This is a genomic window from Martelella sp. AD-3 (assembly GCF_001578105.1).
Classification (GTDB): Bacteria; Pseudomonadota; Alphaproteobacteria; order Rhizobiales; family Rhizobiaceae; genus Martelella.
The window spans coordinates 3,140,021-3,156,078 of sequence record NZ_CP014275.1 but is presented as its reverse complement, the minus strand read 5'-3'; the positions used below and the strand labels follow the sequence as shown (position 1 = coordinate 3,156,078).

The following is a 16,058-nucleotide window of genomic DNA, read 5'->3' as shown; positions in this document are numbered from 1 at the left end:
CTATTTTATCGACGCATCGTGCTTTCCGAAAATCAGACCCGATTTTCGGGCCGATGCGCTAGCGCACCGGTTGAACAAGAGGAGCATCAGGCGGCCAGGCCGGCGGCCTGATGCTTGAAGGCTGGCAGGCGTCGCAAGGCAAGCCGTGCCAGGGGGGTGGTGGAACATGTCTCGGGAGGAACATGATGCAGCGGCCGGATCAAGCTGATTTCATAGGCGGACTTCTCATGGCGGGCATCGGCGTCTTCGCCGCACTTTACGCCCGCCATTATGATTTCGGGTCTGCCAGACAAATGGGGCCCGGCTATTTTCCGGTGATCGTCGGCTGGCTGATGGCCGCGCTTGGTGCGGCGATCGCGATACAGGCGGTCATCCGCGGCGGCGAGGGGCTGAAGCCTGCCCTGTTCCCGCCCGCGCTGGTCCTCGGCGTCGTGGTGCTGTTCGGCCTGATGCTGGACCGGGCGGGCCTGGTGCTCACATTGCTGCTGTGCCTGTTCCTGCTGACCTTTATGAGCCGGAACCTGACCCTGGCTGGCCGTCTCCTGGCAAGTGTTGCGATCACGCTCTTCAGCATGGCCATTTTCGTCGGAGGGCTCGGCGTCTATCTCCCGCTCTGGCCGGCGATCCTCATCAATGGAGGCTGAGGTGGAACTCTTTTCCAATCTGTCGCTTGGCTTTCATATGGCCTTCAGCCTGACAGGGCTGCTTTACTGCTTTGTCGGCGTCTTCCTCGGAACGCTCATCGGGGTCTTGCCCGGCATCGGCGCCCTGACCACGATCTCGCTTCTGCTGCCGCTGACCTTCTATCTCGAGCCGCTGCACGCCATCGTGATGATCGCCGGCGTTTATAACGGCTCTGCCTATGGCGGTTCGACAGCATCCATTCTTCTCAACCTGCCCGGCACCCCGTCTTCCGTCGTCAGCTGTCTCGACGGTCACCCGATGACAAAGCAGGGGCGGGCCGGCGTCGCCCTGTTCATCACCACGATCGCCTCGTTTTTCGGGGCGATGTCGGGGCTCGTTCTGCTCGCGGCCTTCACGCCGGTGATTTCGTCCTTCGGCCTCATGTTCGGGCCGCAGGAATATTTTGCGGTCATGCTGCTCGGGCTGGTGGCCGCCAGTTCTCTGGCCATCAACGGCGCTTTGAAGGGGCTGTGCATGGTGGCGTTCGGCGTGTTGCTCGGCACGATCGGCACCGATGTGACCTCGGGCGTCATTCGCTACGGCTTTGGCATATCGCTGCTGATGGAAGGCTTTGGCCTTGTCGTGCTGGCGATGGGGGTGTTCGGCCTGGCCGAGATTATCGGCGGGGTTCACGGGCGAGAGGGGCGACGGGAGGTCCAAAGCGTTTCGCTGCGCTCGATGCTGCCCACGAAGCAGGACTGGCGCCGGTCGCTGCCGGCCATGGGGCGCGGCGCGGGCTTGGGCGGCTTTCTCGGCGCCCTGCCGGGCGTCGGATCGACGATCGCCTCCTTCATGGCCTACGCGCTGGAAAAGAAGGTTTCACGCACGCCGGAACGGTTCGGTCACGGGGCCATCGAAGGATTGTCAGGACCGGAATCCGCCAACAACGCCGCAGTGCAGACGGCATTCATCCCGACCCTGTCGCTCGGAATTCCCGGAGACCCGGTCATGGCGCTGGTTCTCGGCGCGCTGATCATCAACGGTGTCCAGCCGGGGCCGCTGATGCTCTCCGAACAGCCCGCCCTGTTCTGGGGACTGATCGCCAGCTTTATTACCGGCAACGTTCTGCTCGTTATCCTCAACCTGCCGCTCATCGGCATGTGGGTCGCCTTGCTGCGCATTCCCCAAAGCCTTCTGTTCCCGGCGATCGTCGTGTTCATGATCCTCGGCGCCTACAGCGTCAACAGCAATACCGGCGATATTTTTCTCCTGGCCGCTGCCGGTGCCCTGGGCTACGCGCTGTCGCTGCTTCGTTTCGAGCCGGCGCCGATGTTGCTGGGTTTCATTCTCGGTCCGCTGATGGAGGAGGAACTGCGGCGCAGCCTGCTTCTTTCGCGCGGGGACCCGATGACCTTCCTGCACCGCCCGATCAGTGGCGTCGTGCTTCTGATCTGCCTGCTGTTTCTTGCCCTGAATGTTTGGCGCGGCTATTCGCGCCTGCACAGAAAGATCGTGCACAACCGCAGCAAAGGGACGAGCGGGGAGACGGCGGCATGAAGGGGAGGACGCGCGCCGCCGCGTTTTTTTAGGCTGCGATCCGCGATAATGACAAAGTTTGATCGCGGATACTGGAATTCGCTCTCCGGGTTCGGCTAACATACTGCCTGGTAAGTCTTGCTGCAGGGGAGCGCTTGAAAACGTGGCAAAAAGATCGGTTACGCTGGGTGATGTTGCCGCGCTTGCACAGGTGGATGTTTCGACCGTGTCGAGGATCTTGCGCGGCGATGAGAGTCAGCGCGTCCGCGATGATACCAAGAAACGCGTTCTTGATGCCGCCGCCCGGCTCAAATACCGGCCCAACGCGCTTGCGCGCGGACTGAGAACTTCGAAGAGCTCGACGATCGGGCTCGTGGTTCCCCAGCTCGAAAATCCGGTGTTCTCTGCGATGATCTATGGCGCGGAAGAGGTCTGTGCGCAGAACGGCTATTCGCTGATTATTTCTCACCGGGAGCTTGGCCGGGCCGGCAAATCCGTATCCCACCTGTCGCAGATGAACAGGGTTGACGGCCTGTTGGTCGCGAGCTTCGAAGACGATACGAAACTGAAGGCCGAGCTTCTTGAAGCGGATGTGCCGGTTGTCCTGATGAACAAGTCGCTTGATGGCGTTTCGCCAAGCGTTATCTTTGACGGCTGCGCTGCCGCAAAGTCCGCCGTCCAGCACCTCATTGCGCTCGGCCACAGGAGGATAGCCCATCTGAGCGGCCGCGCCGGCGGCATGAATGCGCGGCAGCGCATCGAAGGATACAAGGAGGCGCTGGCAGAAGCGGGCATCGAGTTTGACCCCGCTCTGGTTTCCGAAGCCGGCTACACCGTGGAAGGCGGGAAGGAGGCGATGCGGCGGCTGCTCGATCAGGATATGACCGCCGTCTTTGCCGCGACGCTGGTTTCGGCCGGCGGCGCCATGAAAGTCCTGCAAGGCGCGGGCAAGCGGATTCCCGAAGACGTGTCCGTCATATCCCTGCATGACGATGTTTTTGCCGAGTTGCTGACCCCGGAACTCACCACGGTGCCGATGCCGACGGTCGAGCTTGGCCGCATTGCCGCGACGCTGCTGATCAGGCGTCTCTCCGGAGACGAACAGGCCGACGTTGCGCCTTTGCCTCCCGGTGACATCAAGCTGAGGAAGTCAACCGGACCGGCATCCGGCGCGCTTTCGTCCGGCAAGATGGCTGGCGCGCGGTCAACGTAAAGGCAGCGCCCACGGTCTTTCTCGCGCAAACAATCTGAAATTGTCGCCGTTGCGGCCGGATGTGATTGACAGCAGTGGAGGGCGTCGCTAGTATCGCATTGAACAAACGATTGTTCGTGAGGATATTGGCCCGTCAGCAAGAAGAAGCTGGTGGCGGAGGGGGATTTATGAGCAGGAATCTAGGCGGGGATGAACGGGATGCGATTGCCTTGGCGATGGCGCGAATCGTCGGGGGGGAGCATGTCTTGACCGACGAGGCGGCCCGTCGGGACTACGCCCATGACCGTCTGCCATATGCCAATTTTTGTGCGCGGGAGGGCCGGCTGGCCGGCGTGCTGCCGCGCCTCGTCGTCAGGCCCGGCACCCGGGCGGAACTGGCGGAGATCGTCAAATTCGCCTTCGAGAACAAGGTGCAGATCATCCCGTTCGGGAACGGTTCCGGCGTGCTTGGGGGAGCCATTCCGATAAGTCGCGAGATGACGATTGATCTGCGTCGTCTCGACCGGATTTTGTCTTTCGATGCCGAGGATGCCATGGTCACGGTCGAGGCCGGCATGAACGGTGCGGCGTTCGAGCAGGCGCTCAACGAGAAGGGCTATACCTGCGGCCATTATCCGCAATCCATGGAAATTTCCACCGTCGGGGGCTGGGTCGCATGCCGAGGAGGCGGTCAGGCCTCGAGCCGCTATGGCAAGATCGAGGATATCGTGATCGGCCTGTCAGCCGTCATGCCCGATGGTTCGCCTCTCATGGTGCGGCCGGTGCCGCGGCGCGCGGCCGGTCCCTCCGTCGCGGACATCCTGATCGGCGGGGAGGGCGGGTTTGGAATTGTCGACACCGTTACACTGCGGATCTACAGGAAACCCGAGGTCGAGCGCGGCGTGACCCTTGCTTTTCCGACGCTGGCGGCGGCGCTTGATTGCGCCCGGGAGATCATGCAGGCGGAAATCCGTCCGCAGATCGCCCGGATTTACGACGAGGCGGAGAGCAGCGAGCGGATGGAAGGCCTGTCCGGTTTCGACGATCATCCGATCCTTGCGATCTATGCCTTTTGCGGACAGGCGCCTCTGGCCGGCGCCGAGGAGGAACTGGCATTGGCCATCGCCAGGAGGCATGGCGCGATCATTGCCGACAATGAGCCTTACCGTCATTGGAAGAAGAACCGCTTCTTCGTCTATTCCCAGGTCTGGCAAGCCAAGGGCTATTACAACGACACGATAGAGATCGCCGCCAGATGGTCCGTTCTGCCGTCATTGTACGAGGCGATCAGGGCGAAGGTGAAGGAGATATATCCGTCGACCTATTTCGGCGCCCACTGGTCCCACATCTATCCCGAGGGCGCCTGCCAATACATGACGATGCGCCTGCCGCCAATGCCTTCCGACGAGGCAATGCGCATTCACGCACGGCTTTGGGATTGCGCCGAAACGCTGGCGCTGGACTATGGCGGAACCATTTCGCACCATCACGGCGTCGGCATCTTCCGCAATGCGTGGCTGGAACGCGAACTCGGCGGAGGCCTGAAGCTGTTACAGTCGCTGAAGGCGGCGATTGACCCCGACAATCTTATGAATCCGGGGAAGGTCGGCATGAAGGCGCCCGACGGCGCCGTGAGTGTGCCCCATGGCTGACCGCTCCCCGGGCGCATCCGCTTTCGGCCTTCTGGGCATCGATCTCGGTGCGGGCTCCCTGAAATCGACCCTGATCGGGCTGGATGGCGCCGTCCTTGCCGAAAGCAGCGCGCCGATCAGAACAATGTCGCCCCGTCCAGGGTGGAGCGAACAGGCCCCGGGCGAATGGATGGAGGCTCTCGCCAGAACAACGCGGGAGATCGTGGGCCGGGCCGGAAATGCGGAAATCGGCGGCGTCGCGATCACCGCCGGCGCCCACACGCAGGTGCTGGAAGACGCCGGCGGCACGGTGATACGCCCCGCCATTCTCTGGAATGACCAGCGCGCCGGGGCCGAGACGGAGGAGCTTCGCCGGCAGGCCGGAGCGGATATCCTTCGCATCGCCGGAAACAGCGTGAATCCGACCTGGACATTGCCGCAGATGCTCTGGCTGAAGCGCAACGAGCCGGATGCGTTCACGCGCGTCTCCAGGCTGTACCTTGCGAAGGACTGGCTGAGAAAGAATCTCACGGGCACATGGGAGACGGACCCGATCGACGCCGTGGGCACGATGATGGCATGCGCGGACGGAAAATCCTGGTCCGCCGACCTTTGCGACATGATCGGCTGGCCGCTGCATACCTTGCCCCCGATCCGGCCGACGCTCAGCGTTTGCGGATGCGTGACCACGCAGGCGGCCTCCCTCACGGGCCTGAAGCCCGGAACCCCCGTTGTTTGCGGGGCCTCCGACACCGCTGCGGAAACCTATGGCGCCGGAATGCTCGAGGAGGGGCTGGGCGTCGTCAAGCTCGCCACCGCCGCGACCGTCAGCCTGCTGTCGCGCCGCCCCCGGCCCGAGGCAACCGTGATCAACTATCCGCATATCGTCCCCGATGCCTATTATACGATCGCCGGCACCAATTCATGCGCCTCGGCCCATGCCTGGCTTCGGCGGATTTTGACCGATCAGCGATCGGGGGGCGAGGGGAGTGGCTTCGGCGATCTGGACAGGGAAGCGGCCGGCGTGCGGGCGGGCGCGGAGGGTCTCTTTTTTCACCCCTATCTCAACGGCGAGCGCAGCCCGCATTGGGACCCGCTCCTGAGGGCCGATTTTGTCGGCCTCGGCTTCAACCATTCGCGCGGGGCTCTGGTCCGCGCGCTTTACGAGGGCGTCGCCTATTCTCTGCGGGATTGCCTGAACGCCTTTTGCGCGCTCGGCCTGAACATGAAGGCCGCGCGCCTTATCGGCGGGGGCGCGAAAAGCCGGTTGTGGTCGCAAATCGTCGCGGATGTGCTGGACATCAGGATCGAGTTGCCGGGCAATGGCGATGCCTCGTTCGGCGCGGCGCTGGTCGCCGGGATCGGCATCGGCGCCTTCCCGGACCCCTATGCCGCCGCGCAGGTGATCGGCGTCAGGGATACGATCATGCCGGAACCCTCACGGGCAGCCTATTATGCCGAGGGTTTCAGGACCTATTGCGATATCCAGAAGGCGCTCGCGCCCATAAACCACAGACTTGCCGAACTCCGGGGCCTGGCCCCGGGCTGATGCCGGCGTTTTCATTCAACATGACGTCCATACGCCTTCCGGGAGGAGCGATCTCATGACACTGCGCAAATTCGGGTCTCCGCATCTTTATGTACAGGGGGCAGGCGCCCTTGACGAACTCCCGGCCGTTGTCGAACAAAGCGGCAGGATCCCGCTTCTCGTCGCCGATAGCGTCGTCCTTGGATTGTTCCGGGAACGGATTGCGGCATTGCTGGGGTCCGACGTCAGCTTCGCGGAATTTTCGGGCGAGTGCACCGCGGAGGAGATCGACAAGGTCGCAACGGAAGTCAGGTCGAAAGGCGCCGATGTCGTCATCGGGATGGGCGGCGGGAAAGCAATCGACGTTGCAAAGGGGGCCGGGGCCATATGCGGCCTCCCGGTCGTCATCGTCCCGTCGATCGCGTCCAATGACAGCCCGACATCCCGCCTTTCCGTGCTTTACACTGCGGACCACGTGATTGAATCGGTGCGCATGATGGCGAGGAACCCCGAAGCGGTTATCGTCGACACGCAGATCATCGCCAATGCTCCGGTCCGGTTTTTCGTCGCGGGTCTCGGCGATGCGCTTTCAAAGAAGTTCGAGGTGGAAGAGGCGGTGCGGGCAGGTGCAGCCAATTTCTTCGGAGGCCGGCAGACGCTTCTGGTCCAGAGACTGGCTGACACGTGTTTTGATGTCCTGATCGCCCACGGGCACGGCGCAGCGAAAGCCGTGGAGGCAAATACCGTGACCCCGGAACTGGAAGATGTCGTTGAGGCCGTCGTTCTGATGAGCGGGCTGGCCTTCGAGAATGGCGGGCTTTCGATCGCGCATTCGCTGACAAGGGGCCTTTCCGCCATTCCGGCGCTTTCGGGCAGGCTTCACGGCGAACAGGTGGCCTTCGGCCTTCTCGTTCAGCTTGTGTTGCAAGGGGGGCAGGAGGATCTTCTCGCCAGGCTGACGGCGTTTTGCTCCGGCGTCGGACTTCCGACCTCGCTTGCCGCGCTCGGCGCCGCAAGAGAAGATGCCGCCATCATTGCGCAGACGGCCTGCGACAGCGCGCCCTATATCGGCAATTTCCGTTCTGCGGTCACGCCGGCCACGCTGGAACGGGCCATTCTGCGCCTCGCTACGTGACATGCTCGTTTCGGGACTTGGCCGGCCGCTGTTCCCCAGGCTTCCTGCCCGGCTCGCCGGAGCCCCACAAGCGTGCCGAGGCGGCCGACCGCGCCGCCACCGGGACGCGACAGGACGCGCCGCTGCCTTTTTTGCATCTCCGACGCGCGGCGTTTAGCCTGTTCGCTGGATTTTCGGGTGTCTGGCGGGGCGGCCGTGCCGCCGAGGTATGGTATGCCCGCGCCGGCGCGTTCGGTCGGGGCTGATCGACCCCGCCAGTTTCGCTTTGTCAGCCTTCCTCAACGCTTTGGTAACCAAAACAGGCGAGAATCCGGACAGTCACCAGTTGTTGAGTACCTGTTTAAGCGAGTAACACATGGTTCCGGTCACTGCCCTTAAGTCGAAGGCGGCGTCGCCAGCGCGCGCGTCATGGATTGACACCATCATCAAGGGCGATTGCGTTGCCGCGCTCGAAGCGCTGCCGGATCATTCGGTCGACGCGATTTTTGCCGATCCCCCTTATAATCTCCAGCTTGGCGGCGTTCTTCACCGGCCGGACCAGTCGAAGGTCGATGCCGTCGATGATGAATGGGACCGCTTCGCCTCCTTCGAGGCCTATGATGCCTTCACCACGGCCTGGCTGCTCGCCTGCCGCCGCGTGCTGAAACCGAACGGCACGATCTGGGTCATCGGCTCCTATCACAATATTTTCCGCGTCGGCGCGAAGATGCAGGACCTCGGTTTCTGGATCCTCAACGATATCGTCTGGCGCAAGACCAACCCGATGCCGAACTTCAAGGGCAGGCGGTTCCAGAACGCGCATGAGACAATGATCTGGGCAAGCCCGGATGCCGATGCGCGCGGCTATACCTTCAACTATGACGCGATGAAGGCAGCCAATGATGATGTTCAGATGCGCTCCGACTGGCTGTTTCCGATCTGCTCCGGCGGCGAGCGGCTGAAAGGCGAGGACGGCAGGAAGGCGCATCCGACCCAGAAGCCCGAGGCGCTTCTGTCGCGCATCATCCTGTCCTCGACGAAGCCGGGCGATGTCGTGCTCGATCCCTTCCTCGGCTCCGGCACCACGGCGGCGGTTGCCAAGCGCCTCGGTCGCCATTTCGTCGGCGTGGAGCGCGAGCAGGCCTATATCGATGCGGCAACCGCCCGCATCGCCGAAGTCGAGCCGCTCTCCGACGAGATGCTGGCGCCGACGCCGAGCAAGAAATCTCTGCCGCGCGTGGCTTTTCTGTCGCTGATCGAAAGCGGACTTCTTTCGGCCGGCGACCGGCTGACGTCGCCAAAGGGCGACCTCGCGGCGCATGTAAGGGCCGACGGCACGCTTGCGAGCGGCGGAGACAGCGGTTCGATCCATCGGCTCGGCGCCCGAATTCAGGGGGCGGAGGCCTGCAATGGCTGGACCTTCTGGCATTATGAGGAAGACGGAGAGCGTTACCCGATCGACCGGTTGCGCGGGCGCATCCGCGCCGCCATGGCCGGCACCTGATTTCACAAAGCCTGTATTAGGATTTCATCAACCATATATAGAGATTGTTTACGAATTTCGTTTACAGGTTGATCTGTTCCCTGCAGCGGCGTAGCGGTTGGCGACCTCCGAACGACACGCGGCACATTTCCGGGCCTGGCATCCGCCGGGCCCGGTTGCGTTTCCGGCGGCTTCAGGCGGTAATCCCGAAACTGGCGAGATCGGCTTTCAGCGCATCAGCGCCGGTAAAGCGCACCGCGTTCCACCCGGCGGTCTTCGCGCCTTCCACATTGACGGCCTTGTCATCGATGAACAGGGTCGCCTCGGGCGCGATGCCGAAGGTTTCGGCATGGCGGTCGAAGATGTCGCGGTCGGGTTTGACCATGCCAACCTCGCCGGAGACAGTGATCCCGCGTCCTTCATCCAGAAACGGATAGCGCGTGCGGCAGATGCGGAACGTATCGGGCGCGAAATTCGTCAGAAGCGTCACGTCATGGCCGGCGGCGATCAGGGACTGGTAGAGCGCGACGGAATCCTCGTAGGCATAGGGGATCATCTCGTCCCAGTGGGCACGGAAGGCGCGGATATTCTCGGCCTCTTCCGGATGACGGGCAATCGCTTCGGCCTCGGCCTCGGGCCAGGGGCGACCCCTGTCCTGCTCGTGGTTCCAGGCATCGGTGCAGACCTCGGCAAAGAAGCGGGCGCGCTTTTCCGGATCCGGAATGATGCGCGAGAACGGCACGAGCGGGTCGTAATGCACCAGCACATGGCCGATGTCGTAGACGATGTGGCGGATTTCAGTGGTCATGGTATCTCCCTGCTGGCCTTGAATGCATCGGGTATAGCCTGCGTGATTGCCTTCTTCATTACACTGGGAAGCGCTTCTTCACCAAGGGCTGCGATCGCCGTCCAGCGGCCGTTCGAAACTTCCCGTTCGGCAAGTTCCGCATGAAAGACGGCAAGTCTGAGTTCGAAATGGGTGAAAACATGGACGATCTCGCCCTTCGCGGACCATTTGGCGGCAAAGGGCGCGGCATCGGCTCCGGTCTTGCCGTCAAGCCGGGCCGTCCAGCCGGTCGTCGGCACCTCGGCCATGCCGCCGAGAAGCCCCTTGGTCTCACGCGTTCTCAGCAATATCCGCCGGTCCGGGGTCTCGGCAACGAAGGCGGCTCCCCGGCGCACCGGCTTGGCGGCCCTTGGCATCTTCAGCGGAAAACGCTGTGGATCGTCACCAGCGAGCGCGGCGCATTCCTCGCGCAGGGGGCAGAGCACGCAGGCCGGTCGCTTCGGCGTGCACAGCGTCGCGCCGAGATCCATCATCGCCTGGGCGAAATCGCCGGGGCGTTCTTCCGGCGTCATTTCTTTCGTGCGGGCGCGGATTTCCGGTTTGGCCGAGGGCAGGGGCGTCTCGATTGCGAAAAGCCGCGTGACCACCCGTTCCACATTGCCGTCGACCACGGCTTCCGGCCGGTCGAAGGCGATGGCGGCGATCGCCGCCGCCGTGTAGTCGCCGATGCCGGGCAGCGCCTTCAGGCCGTCGAACGTATCGGGGAACCGCCCGCCACGGTCGCTCGCCAGCACTTCGGCGCATTTCTTCAGATTGCGTGCGCGGGCGTAATAGCCGAGCCCCGCCCAGGCGGCCATCACGGCGTCCGTATCGGCTGAGGCAAGGTCGACGACCTTCGGCCAGCGCGAAAGGAACTTGTCGAAATAGGGACGGACGGCCTGCACCGTGGTCTGCTGCAGCATGATCTCGGAAAGCCAGACATGGTATGGATCGGGCGCGACGCCTTCCGCCTTGTCGGCGGGGCTGACGCGCCAGGGCAGGTCCCGGTGGTGGCGGTCATACCAGGCGAGAAGCTTGCGGGCGAAATGATCCATAGGTCCTGACGTCAAGATGCATGCGGGGCTTTCACGACTTATCGCGGAAGGCCGATGCCGGGCAAGTTCCCGGTGCGGAATCGCCTGCGCTTTTTTGCTTCTCCCTGTTCATTGCGGAGCAAATTCTCTATTGTCCTTCCACCTTCTGCCGCATGAAGCGGCCGGTCCTGCGAAGGCTTGGAAATCATGCGCCCGTCCCGCCCGCGAAACGCCAGCCAGATCGCCGATGTGGCCAACAGCCTCATCGATCCGATCCTTGCGCGCCGCGCCGGCATTTCAACCGCGCTTCTGAGCGCATGGGAGGAAATTGCCGGCGAGGCCTATGCCGATTTCTCGCGGCCGGAAAAGATCACCTGGCCAAGACGCGCCTCCGAAAGCGAGGATGGGGGCTTCAGGCCGGGTTGCCTGACGATTGCCTGCGAGGGCGCACGCGTTCTGTTCCTGACCCATGCGCAGGGCGAACTCGTCCACCGGGTCAACGGCTTTTTCGGCTTTTCGGCGATCGATCGCATCAAGGTGGTGCAGAAGCCCGTGCAGCCGCCGGGCGGACGGCGCAGAAGGCCACCGGAGCTTTCCCCCGCCGAGGCGCGCGACCTGGAGGCGCGCCTTCAGGGCATCGAGTCGGAAAAGCTGCGCGCGGCGATCATGCGGCTCGGCGCGGGCGTGATGAGCGAGAAACGCAGGAAGGAACAGGCCGGCGGCCGCGGCAAGGGATGAGGCAACACGCGGCGGTCACATCTGTTTGAAGGACGGGCTGACGGCTTGTACAACCTTGCCCCGGTCGCTAGTGAAGATGAGACGGGAAACCAGATGAGAGTAACCGAAGATGGCTGAATTCGAGATCACAAAGCGGACCCTTTTGCGCGGTGTTGCCGCCGGCGGCGCGGTGGCAGGACTGTCCCTTGCCCCCTCCGCCTTTGCCCAGAGCGGCAACGTGCCCGCAAGCCAGGGCAATGTCGACATGGATAAGGCGCTGGAACCCGGCCCGCTTCCGGAAATCGCCATGGGCGAGGAAGATGCGCCGGTCAAGATCATCGAATATCTGTCGATGACCTGCCCGCACTGCGCCAATTATCAGGAAAACACCTTCCCGGCGATCAAGGAAAACTATATCGATACCGGCAAGGTCTATTACATCTTCCGCGAATTCCCCTTCGATCCGCGCGCCATGGCCGCTTTCATGCTGGCCCGCTGCGCGCCGAACGGCAAATATGTGCCCTTCATGGATATGATGCTGTCGCAGCTGAGAACCTGGGCCACCGCCGAGGATGGCAGCGCCGCGATGCTGCAGATGGCGAAACTCGCCGGTTTTACACAGGAAAGCTTCCAGGCCTGCTTGACGGACCAGAAGCTGCTCGATGAGATAAATTCGGTTAGAGAACGCGGGGCGGAAGAATTCGGCATCAGCGCGACGCCGACCTTCCTGATCAACGGCAAGAAATATTCGGGGGACATGTCGGTTGACACTATGTCGGCCCTTATCGACAGCATGCTCTGAGTTAACGTTCGCTGATTTTTTGGCGCGCGCCGGCAAAGGTGCGCACTATTCTGTGTCCGGGTGTCGCCCGCGGGATGCCGGCTGATGAAATTCGAGCGCCTGCGTCTTGTCGGTTTCAAGTCCTTCGTCGAGGCGAGCGATTTCGTCATCGCGCCCGGACTGACGGGCGTCGTCGGGCCCAATGGCTGCGGCAAGTCCAACCTTGTCGAAGCCCTGCGCTGGGTGATGGGCGAGAATTCCTACAAGAACATGCGCGCTTCCGGCATGGACGACGTGATCTTTTCCGGCTCCGGCAGCCGTCCCGCCCGCAATTCCGCTGAGGTCGGCCTGCACATCGACAATGCCGACCGCACCGCGCCGGCGGCCTTCAACGACAGCGACGAAATCCAGGTCTCGCGGCGCATCACGCGCGAGCAGGGCTCGCTCTACCGCATCAACGGCAAGGAGGCCCGCGCCAAGGACGTCCAGCTTCTGTTCGCCGATGCCTCCACCGGCGCGCGCTCGCCCTCCATGGTCGGGCAGGGGCGGATCGGCGAGCTGATCCAGGCGAAGCCCCAGGCACGCCGGCAATTGCTGGAAGAGGCGGCAGGCATTTCCGGGCTTTACTCGCGTCGCCACGAGGCGGAATTGCGCCTGCGCGCGGCCGAGAGCAACCTGGAACGCCTCGAGGACGTCACGGCCCAGCTTTCAAGCCAGATCGAAAGCCTGAAGCGGCAAACGCGGCAGGCGACGCGCTACAAATCGCTCTCAGCCGATATCCGCGCCCATGACGCCATCCTTCTGCATCTGCGCTGGGTCGAAGCCAAGAACATGGAAGGCGAGGCGACGAGCGCGCTCAACCAGCTGACCTCCGCCGTTGCCGAGCGCGCCAACCAGCAGATGGAGGCGGCGAAGACCCAGGCCGTGGCCGGCCTGAAGACGCCGGAACTGCGCGACGCCGAGGTCAGGGCGGCGGCGACGCTGCAGCGCCTGCAGATCGCCCGGCGGCAACTCGATGATGATGCCGCGCGGATGATGCGCCGCCGCGACGAGTTGTCTCGCCGCCTGTTGCAGCTTGCCGAGGATATCCGCCGCGAAGAGGCGATGATCGAAGACAACAGCGCGATCCTGGAACGGCTCGATGCCGAAGAGGCCGAGCTTTCCGAACTGCTCGATTTCTCCGGAGAGGACGTTGCGGCGGCGCGCGAAACCATGGAGGACGCTGCTGCCAGGCTTTCGGAGAACGAAAGCGTTTTCGCCGCGCTGACGGCGGAACGCGCCGAAGCCGCAGCCACGCGCGCCCAGCTTGAGCGCGCCATAGCCGATCTTGCTTCCCGTCGGGAACGGCTTGAAAGGCAGGTCAGCGAGGCCGACAGCGAGCTTGACGGCATATCCGCCAGGATCTCCGCTTTGCCGGATCCGGCGGAAAAGCGCGAGGCCTTGGAAGCCGCCGAGATGAGCGAGGAGGAGGCCCAGGGCGGCGAGGAAACGGCCGAGGAACACCTTGCCGAGGCGCGCCGCAACGAGGCGTTGACCCGCCAACCGGTGGAGCAGGCCAAGGCCCAGCTCTCCGAGATCGAAACAGAGGCGCGCACGATTTCGAAGATGCTGTCAGCCAGTGCGGCCGCCGGCGACTTCACCCCGCTTGCCGATCTTCTCAGCATCGAACAGGGGTTTGAGACGGCGCTTGGCGCGGTGCTCGGCGATGATCTTGAAACGCCGCTGGAGGCCGAGGCCCCGGCTCATTGGCACGGAAATGGCGACGGCGCGGACGACCCGCCGCTGCCGTCCGGCTGCCGGCCGATCAGCGAACTGGTCGAGGCGCCGGATGCGGTGATGCGGCGTCTCAGGCAGGTCGGCCTGGTCGAAGAGGGCGAGGGCGAGGCGATGATGGCGTCGCTTTCGCCGGGGCAGGAACTGGTCACCCGCGCCGGCGCCGTGTTCCGCTGGGACGGTCATGTGAAGGGCGCTGATGCGCCGAGCGCCGCGGCACTGCGCCTTTCCCAGAAGAACCGGCTGGCGACACTTGAAGACGAACGGCGCGAAGCGGAGGTCACGCTGGAAGATGCCGAACAGCGCCAGCAGCAGGCGGGCGAGGCGGTTCGAGACGCCGAGACGGGGCTTGCCGCCGCGCGCGAGAAGGTTCGCATGGCCGGGCGTCTGGTCGCTGACGCCCGCGCTGCCCTTGGCGAGGCCGAGCGGGCGTCGGGCGAACTGGTGCGCCGCCGTGACGTGGTGGCCGAGACCCGCAGCCAGCTTGCCGCCCAGCTTGAGGATGTTGCGGTGCGGGCGGAGGAGGCGGAAACGCAGCTAGCCGAAGCGCCTGACTTTTCCGCGCTCGAGCAACGTCTTGCCGCACAAGGGGTGGAAGTCGCCCGGCTGCGCGGCGAACTCGCCGAGGCCCGCGCCCGCCATGACGGGCTGATGCGCGAGAACGATGCCCGCAAGCGCCGCATCGTGGCGATCGGCCAGGAGCGGGCAAGCTGGCAGAACCGGGCGAAAGGCGCGGAGGCCCAGATCGCGACGCTGAGGGCGCGCGAGGACGAGGCCCGCGACGAACTGGAGGGACTGGAGGAAGCGCCGGAAGAACTGGAAGACAGGCGTCGCCAGCTGATCCGCGAACTCGAAACGGCCGAGGAGGCGCGCAAATCTGCCGCCGACCGCCTCGCCGAGGCCGAGGAGGCCCAGCGCGAGGCTGATCGTCACGCCGCCAAGGCGCTTGCCGACCTTGCCGAGGCGCGCGAAAAGCGCGGCCGCGCCGAAGAGCGGCTGGTTTCCGCGCGCGAGCGGCGCGAGGCGTCCGAGGCGCGCATCCGCGAAGTGCTGGAGGTTGCGCCGCACGAGGCCTTCCGCTTGACGGGCCTGGCGCCGGACGCCGACCTGCCGGACCCGCTCGCCGTGGAACGCGCGCTGGAGCGCCTCAAGGTCGAGCGTGAGCGTCTCGGCGCGGTCAATCTGCGCGCCGAGGAGGAGCAGGCGGAGCTTTCCGGCAAGCTCGAGGAACTGGTGCGCGAGCGCGACGATATTCTCGATGCCATCCGCAAGCTGCGCGGCGCGATCCAGAGCCTCAACCGCGAGGGGCGCGAGCGCCTGCTTGCCGCCTTCGACGAGGTCAACGAGCAGTTCCAGCGGCTGTTCGTGCATCTGTTCGGCGGCGGCATGGCGGAATTGCAGCTGATCGAATCGGATGATCCGCTGGAAGCCGGGCTCGAAATCCTGGCCCGTCCCCCCGGCAAGAAGCCGCAGACGATGACGCTGCTCTCGGGCGGCGAGCAGGCTCTGACGGCGATGGCGCTGATCTTCGCCGTCTTCCTCACCAATCCGGCGCCGATCTGCGTGCTGGACGAGGTCGACGCGCCGCTCGACGACCACAATGTCGAGCGCTACTGCAACCTGCTCGACGAAATGGCCGCGACCACCGAGACCCGCTTCGTCGTCATCACCCATAATCCGATCACCATGGCGCGCATGGACCGGCTTTTCGGGGTGACGATGGCCGAACAGGGGGTCTCGCAACTGGTCTCCGTTGACCTCAGGACGGCGGAGAGACTGGTGGAGGAAGTCTGACTGCGGCCCGGCCGGCATCCGCCTC

The 16,058-nt window shown here is 64.1% G+C and carries 12 protein-coding genes; 10 read left to right on the top strand and 2 right to left on the bottom strand.

Annotation, left to right across the window (positions count from 1 at the left end; all coding sequences use genetic code 11):
- The first annotated feature begins 110 nt into the window (after window positions 1–110).
- The 7 genes from AZF01_RS14630 (at window position 111) to AZF01_RS14600 (ending at window position 9,129) form a co-directional block, all read left to right on the top strand.
- Window positions 111–644, top strand: a complete 534-nt coding sequence (locus AZF01_RS14630; RefSeq protein WP_082781096.1) for a tripartite tricarboxylate transporter TctB family protein — start codon at window positions 111–113, stop codon at window positions 642–644.
- 1 nt (window position 645) lies between these two features.
- Window positions 646–2,181, top strand: a complete 1,536-nt coding sequence (locus tag AZF01_RS14625) for a tripartite tricarboxylate transporter permease (protein WP_024706703.1) — start codon at window positions 646–648, stop codon at window positions 2,179–2,181.
- 142 nt (window positions 2,182–2,323) lie between these two features.
- A complete protein-coding gene (locus AZF01_RS14620; protein ID WP_024706702.1) occupies window positions 2,324–3,373 on the top strand; it encodes a LacI family DNA-binding transcriptional regulator in 1,050 nt (349 codons plus the stop codon).
- Between the two features lie 74 nt (window positions 3,374–3,447).
- Window positions 3,448–5,004 carry an FAD-binding oxidoreductase gene (locus AZF01_RS14615; protein ID WP_245308956.1) on the top strand — a complete coding sequence of 519 codons (1,557 nt, stop codon included), beginning with the start codon at window positions 3,448–3,450 and terminating at the stop codon, window positions 5,002–5,004.
- Complete coding sequence (locus tag AZF01_RS14610; RefSeq protein WP_024706700.1) at window positions 4,997–6,532, top strand: xylulokinase; 1,536 nt, start codon at window positions 4,997–4,999, stop codon at window positions 6,530–6,532. Before AZF01_RS14615 ends, AZF01_RS14610 begins: the two co-directional genes overlap by 8 nt.
- Before the next feature lie 55 nt (window positions 6,533–6,587).
- A complete protein-coding gene (locus tag AZF01_RS14605) occupies window positions 6,588–7,646 on the top strand; it encodes a glycerol dehydrogenase (RefSeq protein ID WP_024706699.1) in 1,059 nt (352 codons plus the stop codon).
- Between the two features lie 355 nt (window positions 7,647–8,001).
- Window positions 8,002–9,129 (top strand): site-specific DNA-methyltransferase, encoded by a 1,128-nt coding sequence (locus AZF01_RS14600; RefSeq protein WP_024706698.1) that lies wholly within the window; start codon window positions 8,002–8,004, stop codon window positions 9,127–9,129.
- A 172-nt stretch (window positions 9,130–9,301) separates the two neighbouring features.
- Here AZF01_RS14600 and AZF01_RS14595 read toward each other — a convergent pair whose 3' ends face one another.
- Window positions 9,302–9,916, bottom strand: a complete 615-nt coding sequence (locus tag AZF01_RS14595; protein ID WP_024706697.1) for an HAD family phosphatase — start codon at window positions 9,914–9,916, stop codon at window positions 9,302–9,304.
- Entirely contained in the window at window positions 9,913–10,989 is a 1,077-nt protein-coding gene (gene mutY / locus AZF01_RS14590; protein ID WP_036235981.1) for an A/G-specific adenine glycosylase, read from the bottom strand. Before mutY ends, AZF01_RS14595 begins: the two co-directional genes overlap by 4 nt.
- Window positions 10,990–11,175: 186 nt before the next feature.
- Between mutY and AZF01_RS14585 the strand changes: the two genes are divergently transcribed.
- The 3 genes from AZF01_RS14585 to AZF01_RS14575 all read left to right on the top strand — a co-directional run bounded on the left by AZF01_RS14585 (window position 11,176) and on the right by AZF01_RS14575 (window position 16,033).
- Window positions 11,176–11,706: a DUF721 domain-containing protein gene (locus AZF01_RS14585; protein ID WP_024706695.1), complete on the top strand. Its 531-nt coding sequence runs from the start codon at window positions 11,176–11,178 to the stop codon at window positions 11,704–11,706.
- A 109-nt stretch (window positions 11,707–11,815) separates the two neighbouring features.
- Window positions 11,816–12,487, top strand: a complete 672-nt coding sequence (locus tag AZF01_RS14580) for a DsbA family protein (RefSeq protein ID WP_024706694.1) — start codon at window positions 11,816–11,818, stop codon at window positions 12,485–12,487.
- Between the two features lie 84 nt (window positions 12,488–12,571).
- Complete coding sequence (locus AZF01_RS14575; protein WP_024706693.1) at window positions 12,572–16,033, top strand: chromosome segregation SMC family protein; 3,462 nt, start codon at window positions 12,572–12,574, stop codon at window positions 16,031–16,033.
- The last annotated feature ends 25 nt before the right edge of the window (window positions 16,034–16,058 follow it).

Coding starts and splice junctions, on each gene's coding strand:
- AZF01_RS14585 (WP_024706695.1), top strand. CDS start 11,176: ATGCGCCCGTCCCGCCCGCGAAACGCCAGCCAGATCGCCGATGTGGCC.
- mutY (WP_036235981.1), bottom strand. CDS start 10,989: ATGGATCATTTCGCCCGCAAGCTTCTCGCCTGGTATGACCGCCACCAC.
- AZF01_RS14630 (WP_082781096.1), top strand. CDS start 111: ATGCTTGAAGGCTGGCAGGCGTCGCAAGGCAAGCCGTGCCAGGGGGGT.
- AZF01_RS14575 (WP_024706693.1), top strand. CDS start 12,572: ATGAAATTCGAGCGCCTGCGTCTTGTCGGTTTCAAGTCCTTCGTCGAG.
- AZF01_RS14605 (WP_024706699.1), top strand. CDS start 6,588: ATGACACTGCGCAAATTCGGGTCTCCGCATCTTTATGTACAGGGGGCA.
- AZF01_RS14580 (WP_024706694.1), top strand. CDS start 11,816: ATGGCTGAATTCGAGATCACAAAGCGGACCCTTTTGCGCGGTGTTGCC.
- AZF01_RS14610 (WP_024706700.1), top strand. CDS start 4,997: ATGGCTGACCGCTCCCCGGGCGCATCCGCTTTCGGCCTTCTGGGCATC.
- AZF01_RS14595 (WP_024706697.1), bottom strand. CDS start 9,916: ATGACCACTGAAATCCGCCACATCGTCTACGACATCGGCCATGTGCTG.
- AZF01_RS14600 (WP_024706698.1), top strand. CDS start 8,002: ATGGTTCCGGTCACTGCCCTTAAGTCGAAGGCGGCGTCGCCAGCGCGC.